At 66.7% G+C, this 17,934-nt stretch carries 17 protein-coding genes; 11 read left to right on the top strand and 6 right to left on the bottom strand.

Annotated features, from left to right (window positions below; all coding sequences use genetic code 11):
- The first annotated feature begins 157 nt into the window (after positions 1 to 157).
- On the top strand, positions 158 to 1,633 hold the full coding sequence (locus G6N08_RS00880) for a flavin-containing monooxygenase (protein WP_163756494.1): 1,476 nt from the start codon (positions 158 to 160) through the stop codon (positions 1,631 to 1,633).
- Between the two features lie 160 nt (positions 1,634 to 1,793).
- Complete coding sequence (locus G6N08_RS00875; RefSeq protein WP_163753381.1) at positions 1,794 to 2,744, top strand: alpha/beta fold hydrolase; 951 nt, start codon at positions 1,794 to 1,796, stop codon at positions 2,742 to 2,744.
- Here the strand turns inward: G6N08_RS00875 and G6N08_RS00870 are convergent.
- The 3 genes from G6N08_RS00870 to G6N08_RS00860 form a co-directional block, all read right to left on the bottom strand.
- Complete coding sequence (locus tag G6N08_RS00870; protein ID WP_246216665.1) at positions 2,739 to 4,007, bottom strand: flavin monoamine oxidase family protein; 1,269 nt, start codon at positions 4,005 to 4,007, stop codon at positions 2,739 to 2,741. The genes G6N08_RS00875 and G6N08_RS00870 overlap by 6 nt on opposite strands.
- A 234-nt stretch (positions 4,008 to 4,241) precedes the next feature.
- Positions 4,242 to 5,357, bottom strand: coding sequence for an Rv3169 family protein (locus G6N08_RS00865; protein ID WP_163753379.1), 1,116 nt, complete (start codon positions 5,355 to 5,357; stop codon positions 4,242 to 4,244).
- Complete coding sequence (locus G6N08_RS00860) at positions 5,357 to 6,496, bottom strand: phosphotransferase family protein (RefSeq protein ID WP_163753377.1); 1,140 nt, start codon at positions 6,494 to 6,496, stop codon at positions 5,357 to 5,359. Before G6N08_RS00860 ends, G6N08_RS00865 begins: the two co-directional genes overlap by 1 nt.
- Before the next feature lie 45 nt (positions 6,497 to 6,541).
- Here G6N08_RS00860 and G6N08_RS00855 point away from each other — a divergent pair, with 45 nt between their 5' ends.
- Positions 6,542 to 7,156, top strand: a complete 615-nt coding sequence (locus G6N08_RS00855) for a TetR/AcrR family transcriptional regulator (RefSeq protein WP_163753376.1) — start codon at positions 6,542 to 6,544, stop codon at positions 7,154 to 7,156.
- Between the two features lie 48 nt (positions 7,157 to 7,204).
- Here the strand turns inward: G6N08_RS00855 and G6N08_RS00850 are convergent, their stop codons facing one another.
- Positions 7,205 to 8,590 (bottom strand): HNH endonuclease signature motif containing protein, encoded by a 1,386-nt coding sequence (locus G6N08_RS00850; RefSeq protein WP_163753375.1) that lies wholly within the window; start codon positions 8,588 to 8,590, stop codon positions 7,205 to 7,207.
- A 174-nt stretch (positions 8,591 to 8,764) separates the two neighbouring features.
- On the opposite strand from G6N08_RS00850, the gene G6N08_RS00845 reads away from it, so the two are divergent.
- Both G6N08_RS00845 and G6N08_RS00840 read left to right on the top strand, forming a co-directional pair.
- Positions 8,765 to 9,223 carry an SRPBCC family protein gene (locus G6N08_RS00845; protein WP_163753373.1) on the top strand — a complete coding sequence of 153 codons (459 nt, stop codon included), beginning with the start codon at positions 8,765 to 8,767 and terminating at the stop codon, positions 9,221 to 9,223.
- 222 nt (positions 9,224 to 9,445) lie between these two features.
- Positions 9,446 to 9,952: a GNAT family N-acetyltransferase gene (locus tag G6N08_RS00840; protein WP_163753371.1), complete on the top strand. Its 507-nt coding sequence runs from the start codon at positions 9,446 to 9,448 to the stop codon at positions 9,950 to 9,952.
- A gap of 404 nt (positions 9,953 to 10,356) precedes the next feature.
- Here the strand turns inward: G6N08_RS00840 and G6N08_RS00835 are convergent, their stop codons facing one another.
- Positions 10,357 to 11,541 (bottom strand): cytochrome P450, encoded by a 1,185-nt coding sequence (locus G6N08_RS00835; protein ID WP_163753369.1) that lies wholly within the window; start codon positions 11,539 to 11,541, stop codon positions 10,357 to 10,359.
- Entirely contained in the window at positions 11,528 to 12,937 is a 1,410-nt protein-coding gene (locus tag G6N08_RS00830) for an ABC1 kinase family protein (RefSeq protein ID WP_163753367.1), read from the bottom strand. The genes G6N08_RS00835 and G6N08_RS00830 overlap by 14 nt, the downstream gene beginning before the upstream one ends.
- A 79-nt stretch (positions 12,938 to 13,016) precedes the next feature.
- Here G6N08_RS00830 and G6N08_RS00825 point away from each other — a divergent pair, with 79 nt between their 5' ends.
- The 6 genes from G6N08_RS00825 to G6N08_RS00800 all read left to right on the top strand — a co-directional run bounded on the left by G6N08_RS00825 (position 13,017) and on the right by G6N08_RS00800 (position 17,855).
- Positions 13,017 to 13,613 (top strand): TetR/AcrR family transcriptional regulator, encoded by a 597-nt coding sequence (locus G6N08_RS00825; RefSeq protein ID WP_163753365.1) that lies wholly within the window; start codon positions 13,017 to 13,019, stop codon positions 13,611 to 13,613.
- 115 nt (positions 13,614 to 13,728) lie between these two features.
- Positions 13,729 to 14,685 (top strand): DUF4129 domain-containing protein, encoded by a 957-nt coding sequence (locus G6N08_RS00820; protein ID WP_174813236.1) that lies wholly within the window; start codon positions 13,729 to 13,731, stop codon positions 14,683 to 14,685.
- Complete coding sequence (locus G6N08_RS00815; protein WP_163753363.1) at positions 14,682 to 15,164, top strand: hypothetical protein; 483 nt, start codon at positions 14,682 to 14,684, stop codon at positions 15,162 to 15,164. The genes G6N08_RS00820 and G6N08_RS00815 overlap by 4 nt, the downstream gene beginning before the upstream one ends.
- A 14-nt stretch (positions 15,165 to 15,178) precedes the next feature.
- Positions 15,179 to 16,153 carry an AAA family ATPase gene (locus G6N08_RS00810; protein WP_163753361.1) on the top strand — a complete coding sequence of 325 codons (975 nt, stop codon included), beginning with the start codon at positions 15,179 to 15,181 and terminating at the stop codon, positions 16,151 to 16,153.
- Complete coding sequence (locus G6N08_RS00805; RefSeq protein ID WP_163753359.1) at positions 16,150 to 17,415, top strand: DUF58 domain-containing protein; 1,266 nt, start codon at positions 16,150 to 16,152, stop codon at positions 17,413 to 17,415. The genes G6N08_RS00810 and G6N08_RS00805 overlap by 4 nt, the downstream gene beginning before the upstream one ends.
- Entirely contained in the window at positions 17,412 to 17,855 is a 444-nt protein-coding gene (locus G6N08_RS00800) for a hypothetical protein (protein ID WP_163753357.1), read from the top strand. The genes G6N08_RS00805 and G6N08_RS00800 overlap by 4 nt, the downstream gene beginning before the upstream one ends.
- Positions 17,856 to 17,934: the final 79 nt, after the last annotated feature.

Genomic DNA, 17,934 nt, shown 5'->3' with positions numbered 1-17,934 from the left:
ATTGGCTGGCTCTTGGCTCCTGTGGCGGATGGGGTTTTTGAAGTGGGAACCGGTGGAGTACGGAATCGGCCGCTCACGGGCGCGACCGGTCACACCGGACGTTTTACGCTGGGATGTGCCCGGCGATGGTCCGGGTGTGGGTGAGGGGAGCGCAGCGGTGGTCGACGACCAGTTCTTTGACGTAGTGATCATCGGCGCCGGGATATCGGGTATCGGCGCGGCGTACCGGATCAGGGAGCGCAACCCGCACGTGCGCTACACGATCTTGGAGCGACGCCCACGGCTCGGCGGCACCTGGGACCTGTTCCGTTATCCAGGTGTCCGGTCCGACAGCGATATCTTCACGCTGTGTTTCCCGTGGGAGCCGTGGACCCGCCCGGAAATGATCGTCGACGGCGCCCACATTCGGCAGTACCTGGCCGATACGGCGCGCAAGCACCGCATCGACAAGCACATTCGTTTCAGCACCCATGTGCGCTCGGCGGATTGGGACTCGAGCACCGACACCTGGACGATCCGCGCCGAGCGTGATGGCGCCGACGAGACGTACCGGTGCCGGTTCGTGTTCTTCGGCACCGGCTACTACGACTACGACAATCCCTACACCCCGGCATTTGCCGGTATCCAAGACTTCGCCGGAGAAGTGGTCCACCCGCAGCATTGGCCCGAGTCGCTGGACTGCACCGGCAAACGGGTCGTGGTGATCGGCAGCGGCGCGACCGCGGTCAGCCTGATTCCGTCGCTCGCGCGGCAAGCTGCGCACGTGACCATGCTGCAGCGCACGCCGTCATACATGATTTCGGCGCCGCAGATCGAGCCGACGGCCAATCTGCTGCGAAAGCTATTGCCGCTGAAGGTGGCTCACTGGATCATCCGCTGGCGCAACGCGCTGATCGGCGTGCTGTTATGGGAGGTATCACGCCGGGCGCCGCAGTATATGAAGCGGCGGCTGCGGCGCATCGCCGAACGGCATCTGCCCGCGGGCTACGACATCGACACCCACTTCACGCCGCCGTATGACCCGTGGGACCAACGGTTGTGCTTCGTGGTGGGAGCCGATCTGTACAAGGCGATCAGAAGGGGTGCCGTCGACGTCGTCACCGACCACATCGACCACATGGACGCCCACGGCATTGTGCTGAAATCCGGGCGCCGCCTCGACGCTGACGTCATCGTCACCGCGACTGGGCTGCAACTGCAGGCCCTGGGGGGCATCACCATCAGCCTCGACGGTGAGAAGATCAACCCACACGACCGCTTCGTGTACCGGCGGCATATGCTCGAGGACGTCCCTAACGCGGCCTGGTGTGTCGGGTACACCAATGCGTCGTGGACGCTCGGCGCCGACATGACCGCGCGATCGGTGGCGAAGTTGCTGGAATACATGCGTACCCACGGCTATACGCATGCCTATCCGCATCTTGGCGACACCGACATGCCTGAGCAGCCCGCGTTCAACTTGCAGGCGGGTTATGTGCTGCGCTCTTTAGATGTGCTGCCCAAGTCGGGCACCCGCCGACCCTGGGTCATCAGCCACCACTTTTTGCGCGACGCGCTCGACCACCGGTTGCGGCCGATCGATGACCACATGGTATTCGGCCGGGCGACCGCTGAGCAGCGGCAGTCCGCTTAGCCCGCAGGCGGATCATCAGCCACAGAGGTATCACATGCCTCTTCGGCCACGAATCGGGGCCGGCTCGTTCACCCGGAGGCAGCGGCGAACTTGCCGACTCGGGGCCCGGTCACTCGCTAAACTCGCCGTGCAGCACTGTCGCCGCGGCGGAGGGGAACCGATGGTTTCTCAGCGATCGAGTCGGACCGGGATACCCGCTGCCTTGCCGTGCAGCCGCACCGTGGCGGTACGGGCCGCCGACGGGACCCATTTGCACACCGAGGTGTTCGGACCGGACGACGGTTACCCGATTGTGCTGTCCCACGGCATCACGTGTGCTATCCGCGTGTGGGCGTACCAGATCGCCGAACTGGCCACCGACTACCGGGTCATTGCCTTCGACCACCGCGGCCACGGGCGAAGCGGCGTGCCGCACCGGCGGGGTTACAGCCTGAACCACTTGGCATCTGATCTCGACGCGGTGCTGGAGGCGACCCTGGGCCCGCGAGAGCGCGCCGTGATCGCCGGGCACTCGATGGGCGGCATCGCCATCGCCGCCTGGTCGGATCGGTACCGCCACAAGGTTCACCGACGCGCCGACGCGGTCGCCCTGATCAACACCACCACCGGTGACCTGCTGCGCGCGCTCAAGCTGGTGCCGCTCCCGCGTCCCCTGGCTGGGGTACGCGTGCTGGTAGCCCGCGGATTGATCTCGGTGTTCGGCTCTTTTCCGGTGCCCAGCCCGATGCACCGCCCGATTCGGGAGTTGGTGGCGACGCTGGCAGTGGGCGCCGAAGCCGACCCGGGCGTGGCCGGGCTGATCTATGAGCTTTTCGCCGCCACGCCGCCGACAGTGCGCGGCAGCTGCGGCAAGATGCTTGCCGACGCGCTGGGTGAGCGACATCTCAGCGTCACGGGTATGACGGTGCCGACCCTGGTCATCGGCAGCACGCGCGACCGGCTGACACCCATCAGCCAGTCCCGCAGAATCGCTGCTGCCCTGCCCAACCTCGTCGAGCTGGTGGAGCTGCCCGGCGGCCACTGCTCGATGCTGGAACACCCCGCCGATATCAACCGCCAGCTGCGAGCGCTCGCGGAATCGGTGACCGCGGCGCGGCGGATCAGCTCATAACAGCGCCTCAACCTCGGCGGCTGCCCGCAGTCCGGAGCGCACAGCACCGTCGAGAAAGCCGGTCCACTGGTCGGCGGTCTCGGTGCCGGCCCAGTGAATCGGCCCGACCGGTTGTCTTAACCATGGGCCGTAGCGGGTCCACGACCCCGGGGGGACGGCCGCGGTGGGACCGCCTGCGGCGAATTCTTCTGCGCCCCAGCAGTGGTCGACGTAGTCGAGCGGTTTCGCCGCCTCCTCACCGAACAGCGACCCGAAGCACGACACCACCTCCCGCCGGCGCTGTTCAGCGGGCAGGTGGTCGAAGTTGCGGGCGTCGACAAACCCCAACAGGATGCCCGGCCCCTCGTCGCGCGGGCTGACGTCGAAGGTGATGAAAACCGGGCCCTCATCGGATAGCGCTTCACCAGAAAACCCTTGAGCCCGCCAAAACGGGGTGGAGTACGCAGCGAACGCCTTGCTGAGCCGGCCTTGCGGCCAGTGTTCGGCCAGCTCCTGGTGCTCAACGGGCAGCGGGGGAGCGAACTGGATGGATGCGCGATGGGCCGGGGGTATCGCGACAATGACGAATCGCGCCTCGGCCCGGCCGTGCGCCGCGATGACCGTTGCCGTCCCGTCATGCCACTCGATACCGGTGACCGGTGTGGCCACCACGACGCGGGAACCCAATTCCTCGGCCATCAGGTGCGCGATTTGCTGGGTGCCGGCCAGGAAACGGTCTTGCTGAGCGCCGTTTTCGACGTCCAGCAACCGGTCCAGGCCGCCGGCTGCGTGCACATAACGGGCCGCATGCAGCATCGACACCTCGTCGGGTTCGGCGCCCCAGGTGACCCGCGCCATGATGGCCATCAGATCGCGCGATGTCGCGGTGGCATGCACCGACCGCAACCATTGGCCCAGCGACACGGTGTCCAGCTGGTGAGCGCGGTGTGCCGTCCACGGCTGTGTGAGCGGGACGCGGCGTGCGATCCGTTCGAATTGCCAACGCACCCGGCCGATGTCGAGTAGCCCGGTCAGCGAGAGCCTGGGAATCGTGCCGTGATAGGGCCGTACCCAGCCGCGCCACCTAATCAGGTTGGCGCCGGCGTGATAGGTCGGGACGGTGTGGACGCCGAGCTCGGCCGCCAGCGCCAGGACCGCGTCCTGGGTCGGGCCGACGAAAGTGCCGCCGAGGTCGACGGGTAAGCCCGCGACGTTGCCGGTCAGGGAGCGCCCACCGACCCGGTCACGGCCTTCCAGGACCAGCACGTCGCGTCCGCGGCGCATGAGCTCGCGAGCTGCGACTAACCCCGCGAAACCGGCACCCACCACCACGACCTCGGCACTCCATGTCGGCACGCCCCTTAGTCAACCGCAGGTGCGATCGGTTCGCGGCGGTACAGCGCGGGTGCGCCCCTCGGCCACGAGCCACAGCGGTCACAGCGGCACCGGCTAGCGCTGGGGTGCGTGTCCGCGAAGCGATCGCCGATGCGATATCACGAGGGACAGCATCCGGCGCGGCTACGGTGCCACCGAAACCCAATCGGCGAATCCGGACGGGTCGTGGCGGCCCAGCACGCCGTGTTCGTAAAGGCCCCAGCCCTCCACCGGATCCGCGTCGCCGTCGCGGCACAGCGCACGCCCCACATGGTCGATCACCCCGAAACCCGAGCGGGCGATGATCGCCGGGTCGGTCATGTCGTATGTCAGCCGCTCGGTGAACTTTTCACCCTTCCACATCCCGTGCAGCCAATCCGAGTCACCGCCGTAGCCGCCGCCGACGTGGATCGGAACCGCCAACTTCGACTCCACGTCGAAGCGCACCGGCGTGCCGTCGGCGCCGGTCGCTTCGATGGTGGCCCCGGTCGGGATGCGGGTGCCGGAGCGGTAGCGCGTCGTCACCCGCGGCCAGCCCAGCTGCTCGACACGGCCGTCGCGCCAGACCCGGGTGCAGTCGTTGAGCGAGCGGAACCCGTTGGGCGCCTCTTGAATAATCAGCACGACAGCGAACTCGTCGAACGCCATCGGCATGTACAGCCACCACATGCCCTCGAACGGCGGATCGGCGGGACGGCCCGCCGGCTCGGGCTCGCCGATCGGCCGGATGCCCCAGGACCGGTCGCGGCTGCCGATCCATGTCGCCGGATCGACCGGGATCTCCTGGCCGTCGATCGCGATCCGGCCGCTCCAGGTGCCCAGCTGGGCGAACCGCTGGGCGTCGAGCGTGATCCGGTTTCCGGAGCGCAGGACGTGCGGCTGCTCCTGGATGACGTCGAACAGCCCCTGCCAGGTCAGGTCGACCGCGATACCCTCGGTGTCCTCCAGGGTTACCCGCAGCGTGTGCAGTGGCTCGATCACGTCGATGCGGTAGCCGCCCACGTGCTGGTGCAGCCGATCGTGGTCGATGGCGTCGGACAGATGCACTGCGGTCTGCGTGTCACCACGGCGGATCAACACGAATGCGTCCTTGACGCCGAGGTTGGGGTAGTAACCGATGCCGGTGATGAGGAAGATCTCGCCGGTGCGGTTGTGGGCGTTCAGATACGAGCGGTCGTAGAAATTGCGGTCGGAGGAACCCGGCCAGGCGATCGGCTGCGGAAGCTGGTGCACCGGGAACTCATCGAGCGGTCCGATCATCAATGATCCTCTCCAATAAGGCGTTTCAGCAACGTCGCGTGGTAAAAGAGCGATTCGGGGCATTCCGGGCCGGTCGGTTTCTCCAGCTCGCCGAAATGAATCCGGCGTGCGCTGGTGCGCATGAACACGCACGCCCACATCACCGCCGAATACACGTAAAACCAGCGCAGATCACCGAGTTGCACGCCGGTGAGCCGCTGATAGGTTGCGCGCACGTCGTCTTCGCGCAGCACCTCAGCCAGGCCCGGCAGCGACGCCAGACCGGCGAGTTCTTGGAAGACCATGTGCGCAAAGATCATCCACGCTACGTCGAGTTCGCGTGGCCCCAGCGTCACCATCTCCCAGTCCAGCACCGCGACCGGGCGAAAGTCGCGGTAGAGCACATTGCCCACCCGGGCGTCGCCCCACAGCAGCACCGGATCACAGCCTTGTACGTCCTGCGGCCAGTGGGCCTGCAGCCAGTCGAAGCTGCGTTCCAGCAGCGGCGAACGCCCGATGTCGGGCACCGCGAATTCGTACCAGGAGCGCACCCACTCGAAATGCCGGAGCAACGGCGCGTCACCGGCAGTGGGCAAGAACCCGAAGATCTTCTGTGCGTTGGGAATCGAATGCAGTTTGGCTAGCACCTCGACGGTAGCGTCCTGCAGCTCGCGTTGCCGGTCGGGGGGCGCGTCGGCGAACCAGTTATTGCCGAACGTGTACGGCATGACATCGGGGGGTACCACGCCCTCGACGTAGTCCATCACAAAAAACGGTGTTCCGAGCACCTCGCCGGTGGTCTCGATCCAGCGCACCCGGGGCACGGGAATATCAGTGAGCTCGCCGACCAGCCGCATCACCTCGAATTGGTGATCCAGCCGATACGAGGGGAACACCGGCACGTCTTCGGTGGTGGGTGCCACCCTCGCCACCAGCTTTTGGGCGATCGGTGTTCCATCCTGGTCCCAGCGGGCGGTCAAGATGATGGTTTCCGACGACATCCCGGTGGAGTCGACACCGCTGTGCACGGTCACCTGGGGTCTCGTGCCGCCGGGCAGTACGGTGGACAGCCATCGCGACATCACCGCCGGCAGAGTGGTGATATCGCGGCTGGAGCGCTGCAGTCGGTCGACGTCTTCGATGGCCGGTTCCGGGGTCACAAGCGCCTCCTTCGCCGAGGCAATTACGATACTGTGGGTAGCGTTATGAAAGCAGACTCGTCTTCGGTTGACAAGGGCCCGGCCGTGGGACGGCCCCGCGATCCGCGGATCGACGCTGCCATACTGTCGGCGACCGCGGAACTGCTTGTGCAAATCGGTTATTCCAACCTCACCCTGGCCGCGGTCGCCGAACGCGCCGGAACCACCAAGTCGGCGCTGTACCGCCGCTGGTCAAGCAAGGCCGAGCTGGTGCACGAGGCAGCGTTTCCGGCAGCGCCCACCGCGCTGGCGGCCCCGGCCGGCGACATCGCCGCGGATATCCGTGCCATGATCGCGGCCACCCGCGACGTGTTCACCAGCCCGGTGGTGCGGGCCGCGTTGCCCGGGCTGGTGGCCGACATGACCGCTGACGCGGAACTCAACGCCCGGGTGATGTCACGGTTCGCCGATCTGTTCGCCGCGGTGCGCGGGCGGCTGACGGAGGCCGTCGACCGCGGCGAGGCGCATCCGGATGTGGACCCGGACCGGCTGATCGAGTTGATTGGGGGAGCGACGATGCTGGCGTTGCTGTTGCGTCCGGACGAGCCGCTCGGCGAGGAGTGGGTGCAGCAGACCGCCGCCATCGTGGTGCACGGTGTCACCGTCGCGTCGGGCCGATGACACGACCGCACGCGAGACAGTGTCCCACGAGGTATGTCGGCCCGTCGTTCACTGTGGTGGGTCGTCGGGCGGGTCGGGGTCGGTGTGGAGGAGTTCCTCGGGGTGGTGGGCATGGTTGACTTCCGGTGGGCCGGTGCCGTCGCTCCAGCCGAGTCGCCCGTTGTCCATGACCTGGGTGTGCAGCTCGCCGCGGCTTGCCCTGCCGTGGTGCGGGCCGCAGCCGAAGTAGAGTTTGTCGGCGTCGGTGCGGCCGCCGCTGGCCCAGTCCGGTGAGTGGTGCACTTCGCAGTGGTAACCCGGTTCCAGACAGTTGGGGTGGGTGCAGCCGCGGTCCCGCGCATAGCAGATCAGCCGTTGGTCGGTGGTGGCGACCCGTTTTTGCCGGCCCAGATACAGCGGGCGTTCGGTGTGGTCATCGAAGACTGCGAGGTAGTGAATCGCTTTGGCGGCCATCCGGATCAGGTCGCGCATCGGCAGCCTGGAGCCGCCGCCGGTGCGCGCGGGCGCCGGAATCGGGAGCGATTCGTCGGCTGCCGCCAGCGCGGCCTGGTTGAGTTCGGCCAGTGTGGTGGTCACGATCACCGTGGCGGGATGGCCGCGATGTGCACCGAGCTTGCCCGAGGCGATCGCCGTTTCCAGGGCGAGTTTGAGCGCGTCGTGGCAGCGTTGGGCAGGCGTGCGGTCATCGCGTGCTGGGGGATCACTGTCGTGGGGTTGGTGTCGCCCGGGCCGTACCGCGGCGGCGATGGCTTCGAAATAAGCGCGGGTCTCCGGGTCGAGCAGCCCGCTCAGGTGCGACATGCCATCGGGTCCTTGTGGGCCCAGGCGCAGTCCGCGCCGGCGGGCCCGGTCGGTGTCATCGAAGTGACCGTCCGGGTTGAGGTAGTCCGCGATACGCTGACCCAGCTTGGTGACCACACCGGCATCGAGTTTTGTCGCATGCTGGACCAGTGTGCGCTCGGCGTCGGCCACGTCGGCGGCCGACAGGCAGGACGGCAGCACGTCGACGGCGCGGCACACCGCGCGGATGTGATCCTCGCCGACGGTGCCGGCCTGCACCGCGGCCGCCAACTTCGGCAGCTCCGGGGGTACGGGCGGACCGATCAGCGAGCGCCGGGGCCGGATCCGCGCGGCGAGCCGGAAACGGCGGGTGATTTCGTTGGGGGTGAGGCGCAGCCGCGCCCACAGCTTGTCGCGCACCGCCGGCACCATCCCGGTTTCATCGGGTGGGTCGGCGATCTCCCCGAAGAACCGATACATCAGTCCGCGGTTGGTGCGCTCTTGAGTTTCCAGCCGCTCGGCGACATCAATGCGAAAATCGTTGCCGACGATGTCCGACGAGGTGTCACGCAGCACGTCATGGGCAGCGTCGATGGCATCAAGGGCAGCACTGATCCGCTGCCGTGCCGCCTCGGCGCTCACCCGTGAACCCATGTCTTGACGCTATGAACACCCGCTGACAAATCCGGCGTGACCAACGGCGGTAAGCCACAGCTGTGGATGAAAACCCGACTGTGGATAACCGAATTGGCCGGGCGGTGAGAGAACGGATCACCGGCCTGGACTGCCGCGTGTGCGCGCAGTGCAGCGCAGTGCTTTGATCAGGTCATGGCCGACCACACCGACGTTCCCCGAGTGGTGAGCGCGAGCCGCGAGATCGCGGCGGCGCCGGAACGAATTTTCGAGCTGATCGCCGATCCGTCGCAACAGCCGCGATGGGACGGCAACGACAACTTGACGGAAGCTCAACCGGGACAGCGGGTCCGGCATGTCGGCGATGTGTTCACGATGCGGATCACGGTGGGCAGCATCCGAGAAAACCACATTGTGGAGTTCGAGGAAGCCCGTCGCATCGCCTGGCTGCCCGCAGAACCTGGTCGGCGACCACCCGGGCACCTGTGGCGCTGGGAGCTCGAACCCCTGGACGACACCCGTACCCGAGTGACGCACACCTACGACTGGTCACAATTGACTGACCCGGCACGTCTTCCGCGTGCCCGCAGCACGACCGCCGACAAGCTGCGGGCATCTCTGGACCGGCTCGCCGCGATCGCCGAGCGCGACTGACTGCGGTCCACACGGGCTGTGCCCGACTCTCCGAATCACGGGCCCACATCGCTGTCCGCGCGGTGATCGTCACCGCACCCGGTGGGTGACCGGATCGGCGCAGTGCCCGCTTTCCAGCTTCCGGTCCGAACGTCCGGGGCGCGCAACCCGCCCGGTCTGATCCGGCATAGTGGCCGATTCGTGCGGTTCGCGAAAGCAGTGCAGCGTACTAACGTTGCGGCGATGGACGTCATCGACCTGCCGAACTACGGGCCGGCGCAACGCGACCAGATTCTGGGCGGGGAACACGACGCTTGGGGGGCTGATTCGCTGGGCCTGGTCTGGCGGGATCAGACGGGCCACGTCGGGGTGGTTGCAGACGGCCGGCTCATCGCGCACGCAGGTTGGCTGCCTGTCGAGCTCCGGATTGATGAACGGCCGCTGCAGGCGGTCGGCCTCGGCGCAGTGCTCGTCAACCGGACATGGCGGGGGCGAGGAGTCGGCAGGGTCGTCGTTCAGGCCGCACAAGAACGGATGCGACAGATGGGCAGACCCTTCGGATTACTGTTCTGCAGACAAGGACTTGTGCGGTTCTATGAAACGCTCGGGTGGCACCCCGTCGCTGACGAGGTCATTGTCGATCAACCTGATGGACCCGTGACGATGCCGCTGCGCACCTGCTGGCTGCCGCTCCACGACGACGCGCAGCTGCCGGCTGGGCGGGTGGTCGTTGAGGGCTTCCCGTTCTGACGCTGCGGATGCCGCGCTAGATGCGTTTGCGGATAACGTGCGGGGTTGTCGTCAGCCAGCGCGTCGACAGCGTCATCACCGACGTCTGGGTCATCGGTGATCTCGACGAACTACGCCGCCAACTGCGCTAGAGGAAATATCCATGACGTCACCGCTGGGGGATCGGCACGCCTGTCTGCCTTTCAAGACCGACACCGGCGTTTGACCGGTTGACCCGAAACAGCCGCGACAACACGACCCGCTATCAGCGTGCCGCGGTAATCACTTGTCGCACCGGTGTCCCGCCCATGGTGGCGCCGCGCGGACCGCGGTCAGCACTATCCACAAGCTGCGCAGCAACATGCGCCCGCCCCGCCGGCCGCAAACACACGCGGTGTGACGCCGTGCCGGATCCGGATGCCCGGCTACGGGGAATGAAAGACCATCGGCAAGTGCAGCGGCCCGCGGATCGCCGGGGTGTCGCGCCAGGTCGCCGGCCCGGCCAGGGCGGGGTCGCGAGCGAGGATCTGCCGCAGTGCCACCGTGGTTTCCAGTCGCGCCAACGCCGCACCGAGACAGTAATGCGCACCGTAGCCGAACGCCAGTGGTGCCGGTCCCACCCGGCCCGGCCGGAACTGCTCAGGCTCGTCGAAGACGGCCGGATCCCGGTTGGCGGCGGCGATGACAACGAGAGCTTGTTCACCGCAGGCTATTTCCGCATCGCCAATAACGTGGTCCGCTGTCGCGGTGCGCGCCGTGGCCTGCACCGGACCGTCGAGCCGCAGCAGTTCGCTGATCAGCGACGGGTCGGCCGGGTCGACAGCGTCCACGGGGCAGGTACCCCCTGGTCCGACCGAGAATAACCGAACCATCGCAGCGCCAAGCAGATTCGCCGTAGTTTCATGGCCGGCGACGGCAATCAGGATGGCCGTGATGACGACCTCATCGAGAACCAGGTCCGTGTCTGAGGCGATGAAGCTGAGCAGGTCATCACCGGGGTGGGAGCGCCGATCGGCGGCCAGGGGCAGAAACTCCGTCACGAGCGTGGCCGAAGCTGCGGCGCCTGCTTTGATCTCGTCGGGATCGGCAAGTGCACCCAGCATCCGGATGATCGTCGGCGACTGCTCGCGAAGGAGTTTCGAGGTCTCGGCGTCCAGGCCCAGCCATTCTCCGACAACCGCGATCGGCAGCGGCTGGGCGATATCAGCCATGAAATCGAACGTCGTGGCTGTCGGCGGGTGGTCGATGACAGAGGCGGCGATGGCTTCGACACCGGTGGTCAGACCATCGATGAAAGAGCGAGTGAACACGTCACGCATAGATCCGCGCAACCGGGTGTGGTTCGCTCCGTCGGTGAACAGCATGGACCCGTCGAGAAGATCGGCGCCGAGCGCATCCATCGCCGCCCGGGCGTTGGAGTTGGCCCGCGGATCGCTGGTCCACCCTGATCCGCCGAGCACTTGTTGTGCGGCGTCATAGCCGAGAACGAGCCAGGATCGGGCGGTTTCATCCCACACCACGTCGCCGTCGCGGCGGCGCCGCTCGTAGAACGGATAGGGATTCACCGCGTCCCACGGCAGGCGTGGTGCTGTGGTGCTAGGGATGCTCATGGGGCTCCAATCCGTACGGTAGGCCCCGGGCGCGGACCCAGGCGTGATGTTGCTTGCCCAATGCTGTGATCGGCTCGGCGACCCCGTCCATGTCGGCTATGGCCGAGCGGATGTGCACGGTGGCCCCCAGCATGGCGCATATCGGGTTCAGGATGAGATTGAGCCGGGGAAAGAACACCAAGTCGTCGGGCGCCGACAGGCGCCGAAGCGGGTGATCGGGCGGACGGATATCGATCAGGGCGCGGACGGCACGTTGTGAGGTGTCCCGGGTAAAGGTGACCGGCTGGGGTGCGAGCGCCTCATAGAGCAGCTCCGCCATCCACCGGTACGTCTCGTCCACGGACAGTGTGGAACCTCCTGCGAAGTAACCCAACTCGGTCATCAGATCGTGCAGATCACGTTTGCGTCCTTCGATGGCTGCGCGAACCATCTCGACGAATCTGCGGCGGGTGCGCTCGGGCAGGATCTTGACACAGCCGAAGTCGACGAATCCCACGGTCCCGTCCAAGCCGAACCGATAGTTTCCCGGGTGGGGATCGGCGTTGAACAGGTTGGCGTGGCGGTAAGAACCCCCGGCAAACCGCCCAATCACTTCCGCCCAGGTGTTCTTCAGATCCTGGTCGCTCTGTTGCGCTGCGGCCCAGTCGATCCCGTCGAGATAGGTCATGGTCAACACCCGGTTACCGGATGCCTCATAGATGACCTCCGGTATTCGGATGAAAGGGTGACCGCGGTAGAGCTCGCTGAATGCGGTGATGTTGGCCGCCTCATGGCGGTAGTCGATTTCCTCAGAAATACGCGCGGCGATCTCCCGGGTCATCTGCCGTAGATCCGGCTGCAGCGCGGTACCCGACGCAGATGCAGCCAACCGCACCAAGGTCGTCAGCAGTTCGGTGTTGGCCAGATCGTCGCGAATCGCTTCTGCGACACCCGGATACTGGATCTTAACCGCGACCTGGCGGCCGTCGTGCAACGTCGCGCGATGTACCTGCCCTATGGATGCCGCCATCGGTTCGTCGCTGAACTCCGCGAACACCTCGTCCGCGGGCCGGCCGAGATCGGCCTGCAAGACGTCTTTAGCCAACACCGGATCCATGGGGGGCGCAGTGGACTGCAGTCGGGCCAGAGCTGCCTGATACGGCGAAAAACCGCCGTTCCCAATCGAACCGGCGTCGATCATAGACAGGACCTGACCGGCTTTCATCAGCACACCCTTGGAGTGACCGAGCAACTCGGCGTACCGCTCGGCGGCGTGCTCGCGAAAACGCTCGACGGCACCGGTGTCGCCGGTCTTCTCCCGCAGCGCAGCCACCAGCCGGCCACCGGCAGCCCGAGCGGTGAACCCGGCCAACGGCATGGTGCGACGGATCCGCCCGCGCGGTACCGGGTCTCCCATGGCGGCCTCCTACCGGTGCACCGACCACGAGAGTAAAGTGTTCACTTGGTAATACTAAGTGCATACTTGGGAGTCGTCAATGCCGGCAACCTCCACACGAGAACGCCTGGTCACCGAGGCCATGCGCCTGTTCGGTGAGCAGGGATACACCGCGACGAGCGTCGCGCAGATCGAGGCCGCGGCGGGATTGGCGCCGGGCTCCGGGGCGCTTTATCACCACTTCACCTCGAAGGAGGCGCTGCTGGACGCAGGTATCGATCGGCAGCTGGATCGCCGCCGCGCCATGCGTGACATCCGCGCACTATTCGCCGGGCTGGGCGACCTGCGCAGCGAACTCACCATGCTGGGCCGTTATATCCTGGCCGTGTTCGACGAGGAATCGCAGCTGCTGAAGATCGCCTCCCGCATCCCGTCGGATCAGTCAGCGCGACTCAACGCCGCTTACGCGGCGCTTGTCGATGGGCTGAAAGCCGAACTGGCCGAATGGATAACAAGCTGGACGGCAAGCATCAGCAAGGGCGAGGCCGCCATGCTCGCGTCCGTCGGGGTCGATGCACTGCTGGGCAAACGACTCAGCGAAACGCTGTTTGCGGTGTCGGACGCAGACACGCCGGACGAACACTACATCGCCGAATGGACGTCACTGCTGGCCAGCCGGATCGAAACACGGCACTAGAGAAGCGGGTGCGGACCCGTGAGCGCCCTCTGCTGGCGGGGCAGCCGACCGGCGTGCAAAGATGACACCAGCCAATGCCGCACCGGCGGCAGGCAACCGGTCGAGTGGTGTGCCGATGCCCGGTATTGACAAGCCGACAGGGCGCGTAGTCGCCGTGATCGTGCTTTTGATCCTTGGTGCTGCCGCCTTGCACGGATATCTCCCGGTGAGCACGCGCATCCCGCCCAGACAAACCGCGCATTCTGCGGCGCTGGCGTTCGTTATCGCGCTGCTCGCCGGGGCGTTGGCGATCGTGGCGATTTCGATCGTCGCCCGATTGCGGGATCCGCGGTCCGTGCCCCCCGGCACCGCAGGGTTGTCGGTGATGTTGGGGAGTCCCGGCGGGCGACCGAGTTGGCGGATACTGCTGATCGGGCTCGGGATACTGGTGGGCTGGTTGGTGATTGTGCTGCTGTTGACCCGCTCGGTCGCGCTGCACGGCATTGCCCAGTCGGCCCAGGCGCCGGGCGCGACTGCCCCGGCACCGGTCAATACCTCGGGCACCCCGTCTCCGTCGCCGACACACAATCAGCACCGCACCGACGGTGATGTGATCGGGTATCTCGGCGCGAGCACAGTAATCTTTCTCCTACTGCTGGTCGGGGCAACCGTTACCGCCGCTTACCAGCGGCGACAGCAGCAGCGCGGCGACACCGGTGCTGGTGATGGTCACGGCGAACTGGTTGTGCCCCCGGCCGCGCGTTCGGAAACGCTGCTGCGAGCGGCCGAACTCGGATTGGCCGAGATCGGGAACCTCGGCCGCGAACCGCGGGAGGCGATCATCGCGTGCTATGCGGCGATGGAACGCGAACTCGCGAAAGTTCCGGAAACTGTTCCACAGGACTTCGACACCCCGACCGAGGTGCTGGCCCGAGCCGTCGAACACCATGCGCTGCATGCGGGTAACGCAGCTCAGCTGGTGAGCCTGTTCGAGGAGGCGCGGTTCAGTGCGCATGTGATGAGCGAAAGCCACCGGGAACTCGCCGTCCGGGTGCTGCGGCTGGTGCTCGCCGAACTGCGGGGCGTGACATGAAAAAACTGACGGCAGCGAGTCTTTTCCTGATCATCGGAGCCGAGCTGCTCGCTTTATTGCTGCATGAGCGCAGGCTCGTGCTGACGGTGTCAGGTGCCGCGTTGGCTGTCGCGCTGCTCGGTGTCCGTCGCTTCCTCGGACACTCCGGTGAGTCCATCGCCGAGCCGGACTCCAATCAGCTGGGCGAGTCGCTGCGCCGCTGGGTGTCGGCAACCGAGACATTGATCCGGCGATCCGAATCCACCCGAGCGGACTGGGACCGGCACCTGCGCCCGATCCTCGCGCGGCGCTTTGAGGTCGCGACCGGTCAGCGCAAGAGCAAAGACCCAGCGGGCTATCAGGCCACCGGGCGGATGCTGTTCGGCGCGGAGTTGTGGGGGTGGGTGAATCCGGACAACATCGCGGACACCGGCCGGCGCGAACCCGGTCCGGGCCGGGGGGCCCTGCAGCAAATTCTGCAACGCTTGGAGCAGATATAACGCTGGGAGCAGATATGACGATGCCAGCCGCGGCGACGACCGCACACTGCGAAGCGGTGCTCGATGAGATCGAACGTGTGGTAGTCGGTAAACGATTCGCCCTTACGCTCATTCTCACCGCGGTGCTCGCGCGCGGCCATGTACTCATCGAGGACCTTCCCGGCCTTGGCAAGACGCTGATCGCGCGGTCCTTCGCGGCCGCGCTGGGACTTGGGTTCACCCGTGTGCAATTCACCCCGGATCTGTTGCCCGCGGACCTGCTCGGCTCGACCGTCTACGACATGCAGTCGGGCCGCTTCGAGTTCCGTCCCGGGCCGATCTTCACCAATCTGCTGCTGGCCGACGAGATCAACCGCACGCCGCCCAAGACCCAGGCGGCGCTGCTGGAGGCGATGGCCGAGGGCCAGGTAAGTATCGACGGCGAAACCCACAGATTGCCAACGCCGTTCGTCGTTCTGGCGACGGACAACCCGATCGAGTACGAAGGTACCTATCCGTTGCCCGAAGCGCAGCTGGATCGGTTCGCGATCCGGCTCGAACTGCGCTATCTCTCCGAGCGCGACGAGGCGTCGATGTTGCGCCGCCGCCTGGAACGAGGCTCGGCGGAACCCACAGTCAACCAAGTGGTGGATGCCGATGAACTGCTGGCCATGCGCGAATCGGTCGAGCAGGTGAGTGTACACGAGGATGTCTTGCGCTATGTGGTGTCGCTGGCCAACGCCACTCGCCACCATCCGCAGGTCGCGGTCGGCGCCAGCCCGCGCGCAGAACTCGACCTGGTTCAGCTCGCCCGGGCTCGTGCGTTACTGCTCGGCCGGGATTTTGTCATTCCCGAAGACGTCAAGGCTCTGGCCACACCGGCTATGGCGCATCGAATCACGTTGCGGCCGGAGATGTGGGTGCGAAAGATCCAGAGTGCCGATGTGGTGGAGGAACTGTTGCGGCGGGTGCCGGTTCCCCGGGCCCGCGGGGGGACCGATTCCGTGTGACCGAGACTCGCCACACCGACGTCGAATTACGCTGGCGTGCATCGCCACTGGCCGGTGCGATCGCCACCTGCGCTGCCGCGGCACTGGCGGCTGCCGTGATCGGGCAGCGGTGGCAGCTGGTCGCGTTCGCGGCGCCGCTGCTCGGCGTGCTGTGCTCGGCCAGCTGGCAGCGGCCGGTGCCGGCGATCCGGGTTCACGCACAGCCCGGTTCGCAGCGCTGTTTTGAGGCCGAGCAAGTCCGCGTGAACGTGTGGGCGGTGACGCAACATGACGCCGCGGCACTGGACCTCGCGGTGTCGGCGGTCGCGGGAATGCGACTAAAGACCTGCGATGCCACATCGCCGGGACGGCAGACGGTCGCCGCAGTCGCCGACCGGTGGGGGCGCTATCCCATCCGGGCCAGGGTCGAGGTGCTGGCGCGGGGTGGGCTGCTGGCGGCGGCGGGGGCGGTGGACGCCGCCGAGGTCATCGTGTTTCCGTTGGCTGCCCCGCAGCTGACGCCGATTCCGCGGACCGAGTTGCTCGATCGCCTGGGCACCCATCTCACCCGACACATCGGGCCCGGTGTGGAGTACGCCGACATCCGTGCCTACGTGCCCGGCGATCAACTGCGCACCGTCAACTGGCCGGTGAGTGCGCGACGGGCGAAGTTGCATGTGACACAACGGTTAAGCGACCGCGCCGCCGACGTGGTGGTGCTGATCGACACCTATGCCCAGGCCCCCGGTCCGGCCACGCGGGCCACTGAGCGGATCGCCCGCGGTGCTGCCCAAGTCGTGCAAACTGCGCTGCGCAGCGGCGATCGCGCTGGCATTGTGGCGCTCGGCGGACGCCGCCCGCGCTGGCTCGGCGCCGACATCGGCCAGCGGCAGTTCTACCGGGTGCTCGATACCGTGATCGGCGCCGGCGACGTCTTCGAAACGACCACTGGGACACTGGCGCCGCGCGCCGCCGTCCCCCCGGGGGCGATCGTCGTCGCGTTCTCCACTTTGCTGGAGACCGAATTCGCGCTGGCGCTGATCGACTTGCGCAAACGCGGCCACGTCGTGGTCGCCGTCGATGTCCTCGACCGTTCCCCGTTCGAGGAACAGCAAGACCCCCTCGTCGAGCGGATGTGGGAGCTGCAGCGCTCGGCGATGTATCGCGATATGGCGACGGTGGGCGTCGACGTGGTGGCCTGGCGAGAGGATCGCGCGTTGGATGAGTCGATGCGTCTGGTGCCCGATCGTCGCCGTCAGGTGCCCCGGGCGGTGACGAGATGACTGTCGCCGCGCAACCGGGTACCCGGATCGTTTCGACGGCGGCGGGGCTGCTGATGGTGGTGCCGGCCGCTGCCGGGGCCCGCGGACCGGTACTTGTCGGGGCAGCGCTGGCCGTGGTCGCGGTCGTGGCCGGGATCGTGGTGCGTCCCGCCGCGACGCTTGCGGTGCTGCTCAGCCTGTCGGTGCTCACGCTCGCCGATGTTTCGCCCGTACTTGCCGCCCTGTCGGGACTGTCGGCCACCGGCTACCTGGCGGCGCGTCATGCGGTGCGCACACCCGCCGATGTCGTGACCGTGCCGACCGTGATCGCCGCGGTGGGCTTTACCTTCGTGGGGGTGGTTGCGACATCGTTTCCGCTGCAGTTGCCGTGGCTACCGCTGGCGGCACCGCCGACACTCTTCGGGATCTATGCGTTGGCCACCCGTCCCTATCTGCGGTGACCAGACCCGGGGTTGCGGTTTGACGCACAGCCGCTGGCCCGGGGCCTGGCGGCACCGTGTCCGCGCTGATGGCAAGTGC

This window comes from Mycobacterium botniense (assembly GCF_010723305.1).
Lineage (GTDB): Bacteria > Actinomycetota > Actinomycetes > Mycobacteriales > Mycobacteriaceae > Mycobacterium > Mycobacterium botniense.
The sequence above is the reverse complement of the archived record's forward strand: the minus strand, read 5'-3'. Positions and strand labels throughout refer to the sequence as shown.

Bases quoted from the DNA above. Each gene is read 5' to 3' on its own strand.
- G6N08_RS00875 (WP_163753381.1), top strand. From the start codon at position 1,794: ATGGTTTCTCAGCGATCGAGTCGGACCGGGATACCCGCTGCCTTGCCG.
- G6N08_RS00870 (WP_246216665.1), bottom strand. From the start codon at position 4,007: ATGCGCCGCGGACGCGACGTGCTGGTCCTGGAAGGCCGTGACCGGGTC.
- G6N08_RS00865 (WP_163753379.1), bottom strand. From the start codon at position 5,357: ATGATCGGACCGCTCGATGAGTTCCCGGTGCACCAGCTTCCGCAGCCG.
- G6N08_RS00855 (WP_163753376.1), top strand. From the start codon at position 6,542: ATGAAAGCAGACTCGTCTTCGGTTGACAAGGGCCCGGCCGTGGGACGG.
- G6N08_RS00850 (WP_163753375.1), bottom strand. From the start codon at position 8,590: ATGGGTTCACGGGTGAGCGCCGAGGCGGCACGGCAGCGGATCAGTGCT.
- G6N08_RS00845 (WP_163753373.1), top strand. From the start codon at position 8,765: ATGGCCGACCACACCGACGTTCCCCGAGTGGTGAGCGCGAGCCGCGAG.
- G6N08_RS00840 (WP_163753371.1), top strand. From the start codon at position 9,446: ATGGACGTCATCGACCTGCCGAACTACGGGCCGGCGCAACGCGACCAG.
- G6N08_RS00835 (WP_163753369.1), bottom strand. From the start codon at position 11,541: ATGAGCATCCCTAGCACCACAGCACCACGCCTGCCGTGGGACGCGGTG.
- G6N08_RS00830 (WP_163753367.1), bottom strand. From the start codon at position 12,937: ATGGGAGACCCGGTACCGCGCGGGCGGATCCGTCGCACCATGCCGTTG.
- G6N08_RS00825 (WP_163753365.1), top strand. From the start codon at position 13,017: ATGCCGGCAACCTCCACACGAGAACGCCTGGTCACCGAGGCCATGCGC.
- G6N08_RS00820 (WP_174813236.1), top strand. From the start codon at position 13,729: ATGCCCGGTATTGACAAGCCGACAGGGCGCGTAGTCGCCGTGATCGTG.
- G6N08_RS00815 (WP_163753363.1), top strand. From the start codon at position 14,682: ATGAAAAAACTGACGGCAGCGAGTCTTTTCCTGATCATCGGAGCCGAG.
- G6N08_RS00810 (WP_163753361.1), top strand. From the start codon at position 15,179: ATGACGATGCCAGCCGCGGCGACGACCGCACACTGCGAAGCGGTGCTC.
- G6N08_RS00800 (WP_163753357.1), top strand. From the start codon at position 17,412: ATGACTGTCGCCGCGCAACCGGGTACCCGGATCGTTTCGACGGCGGCG.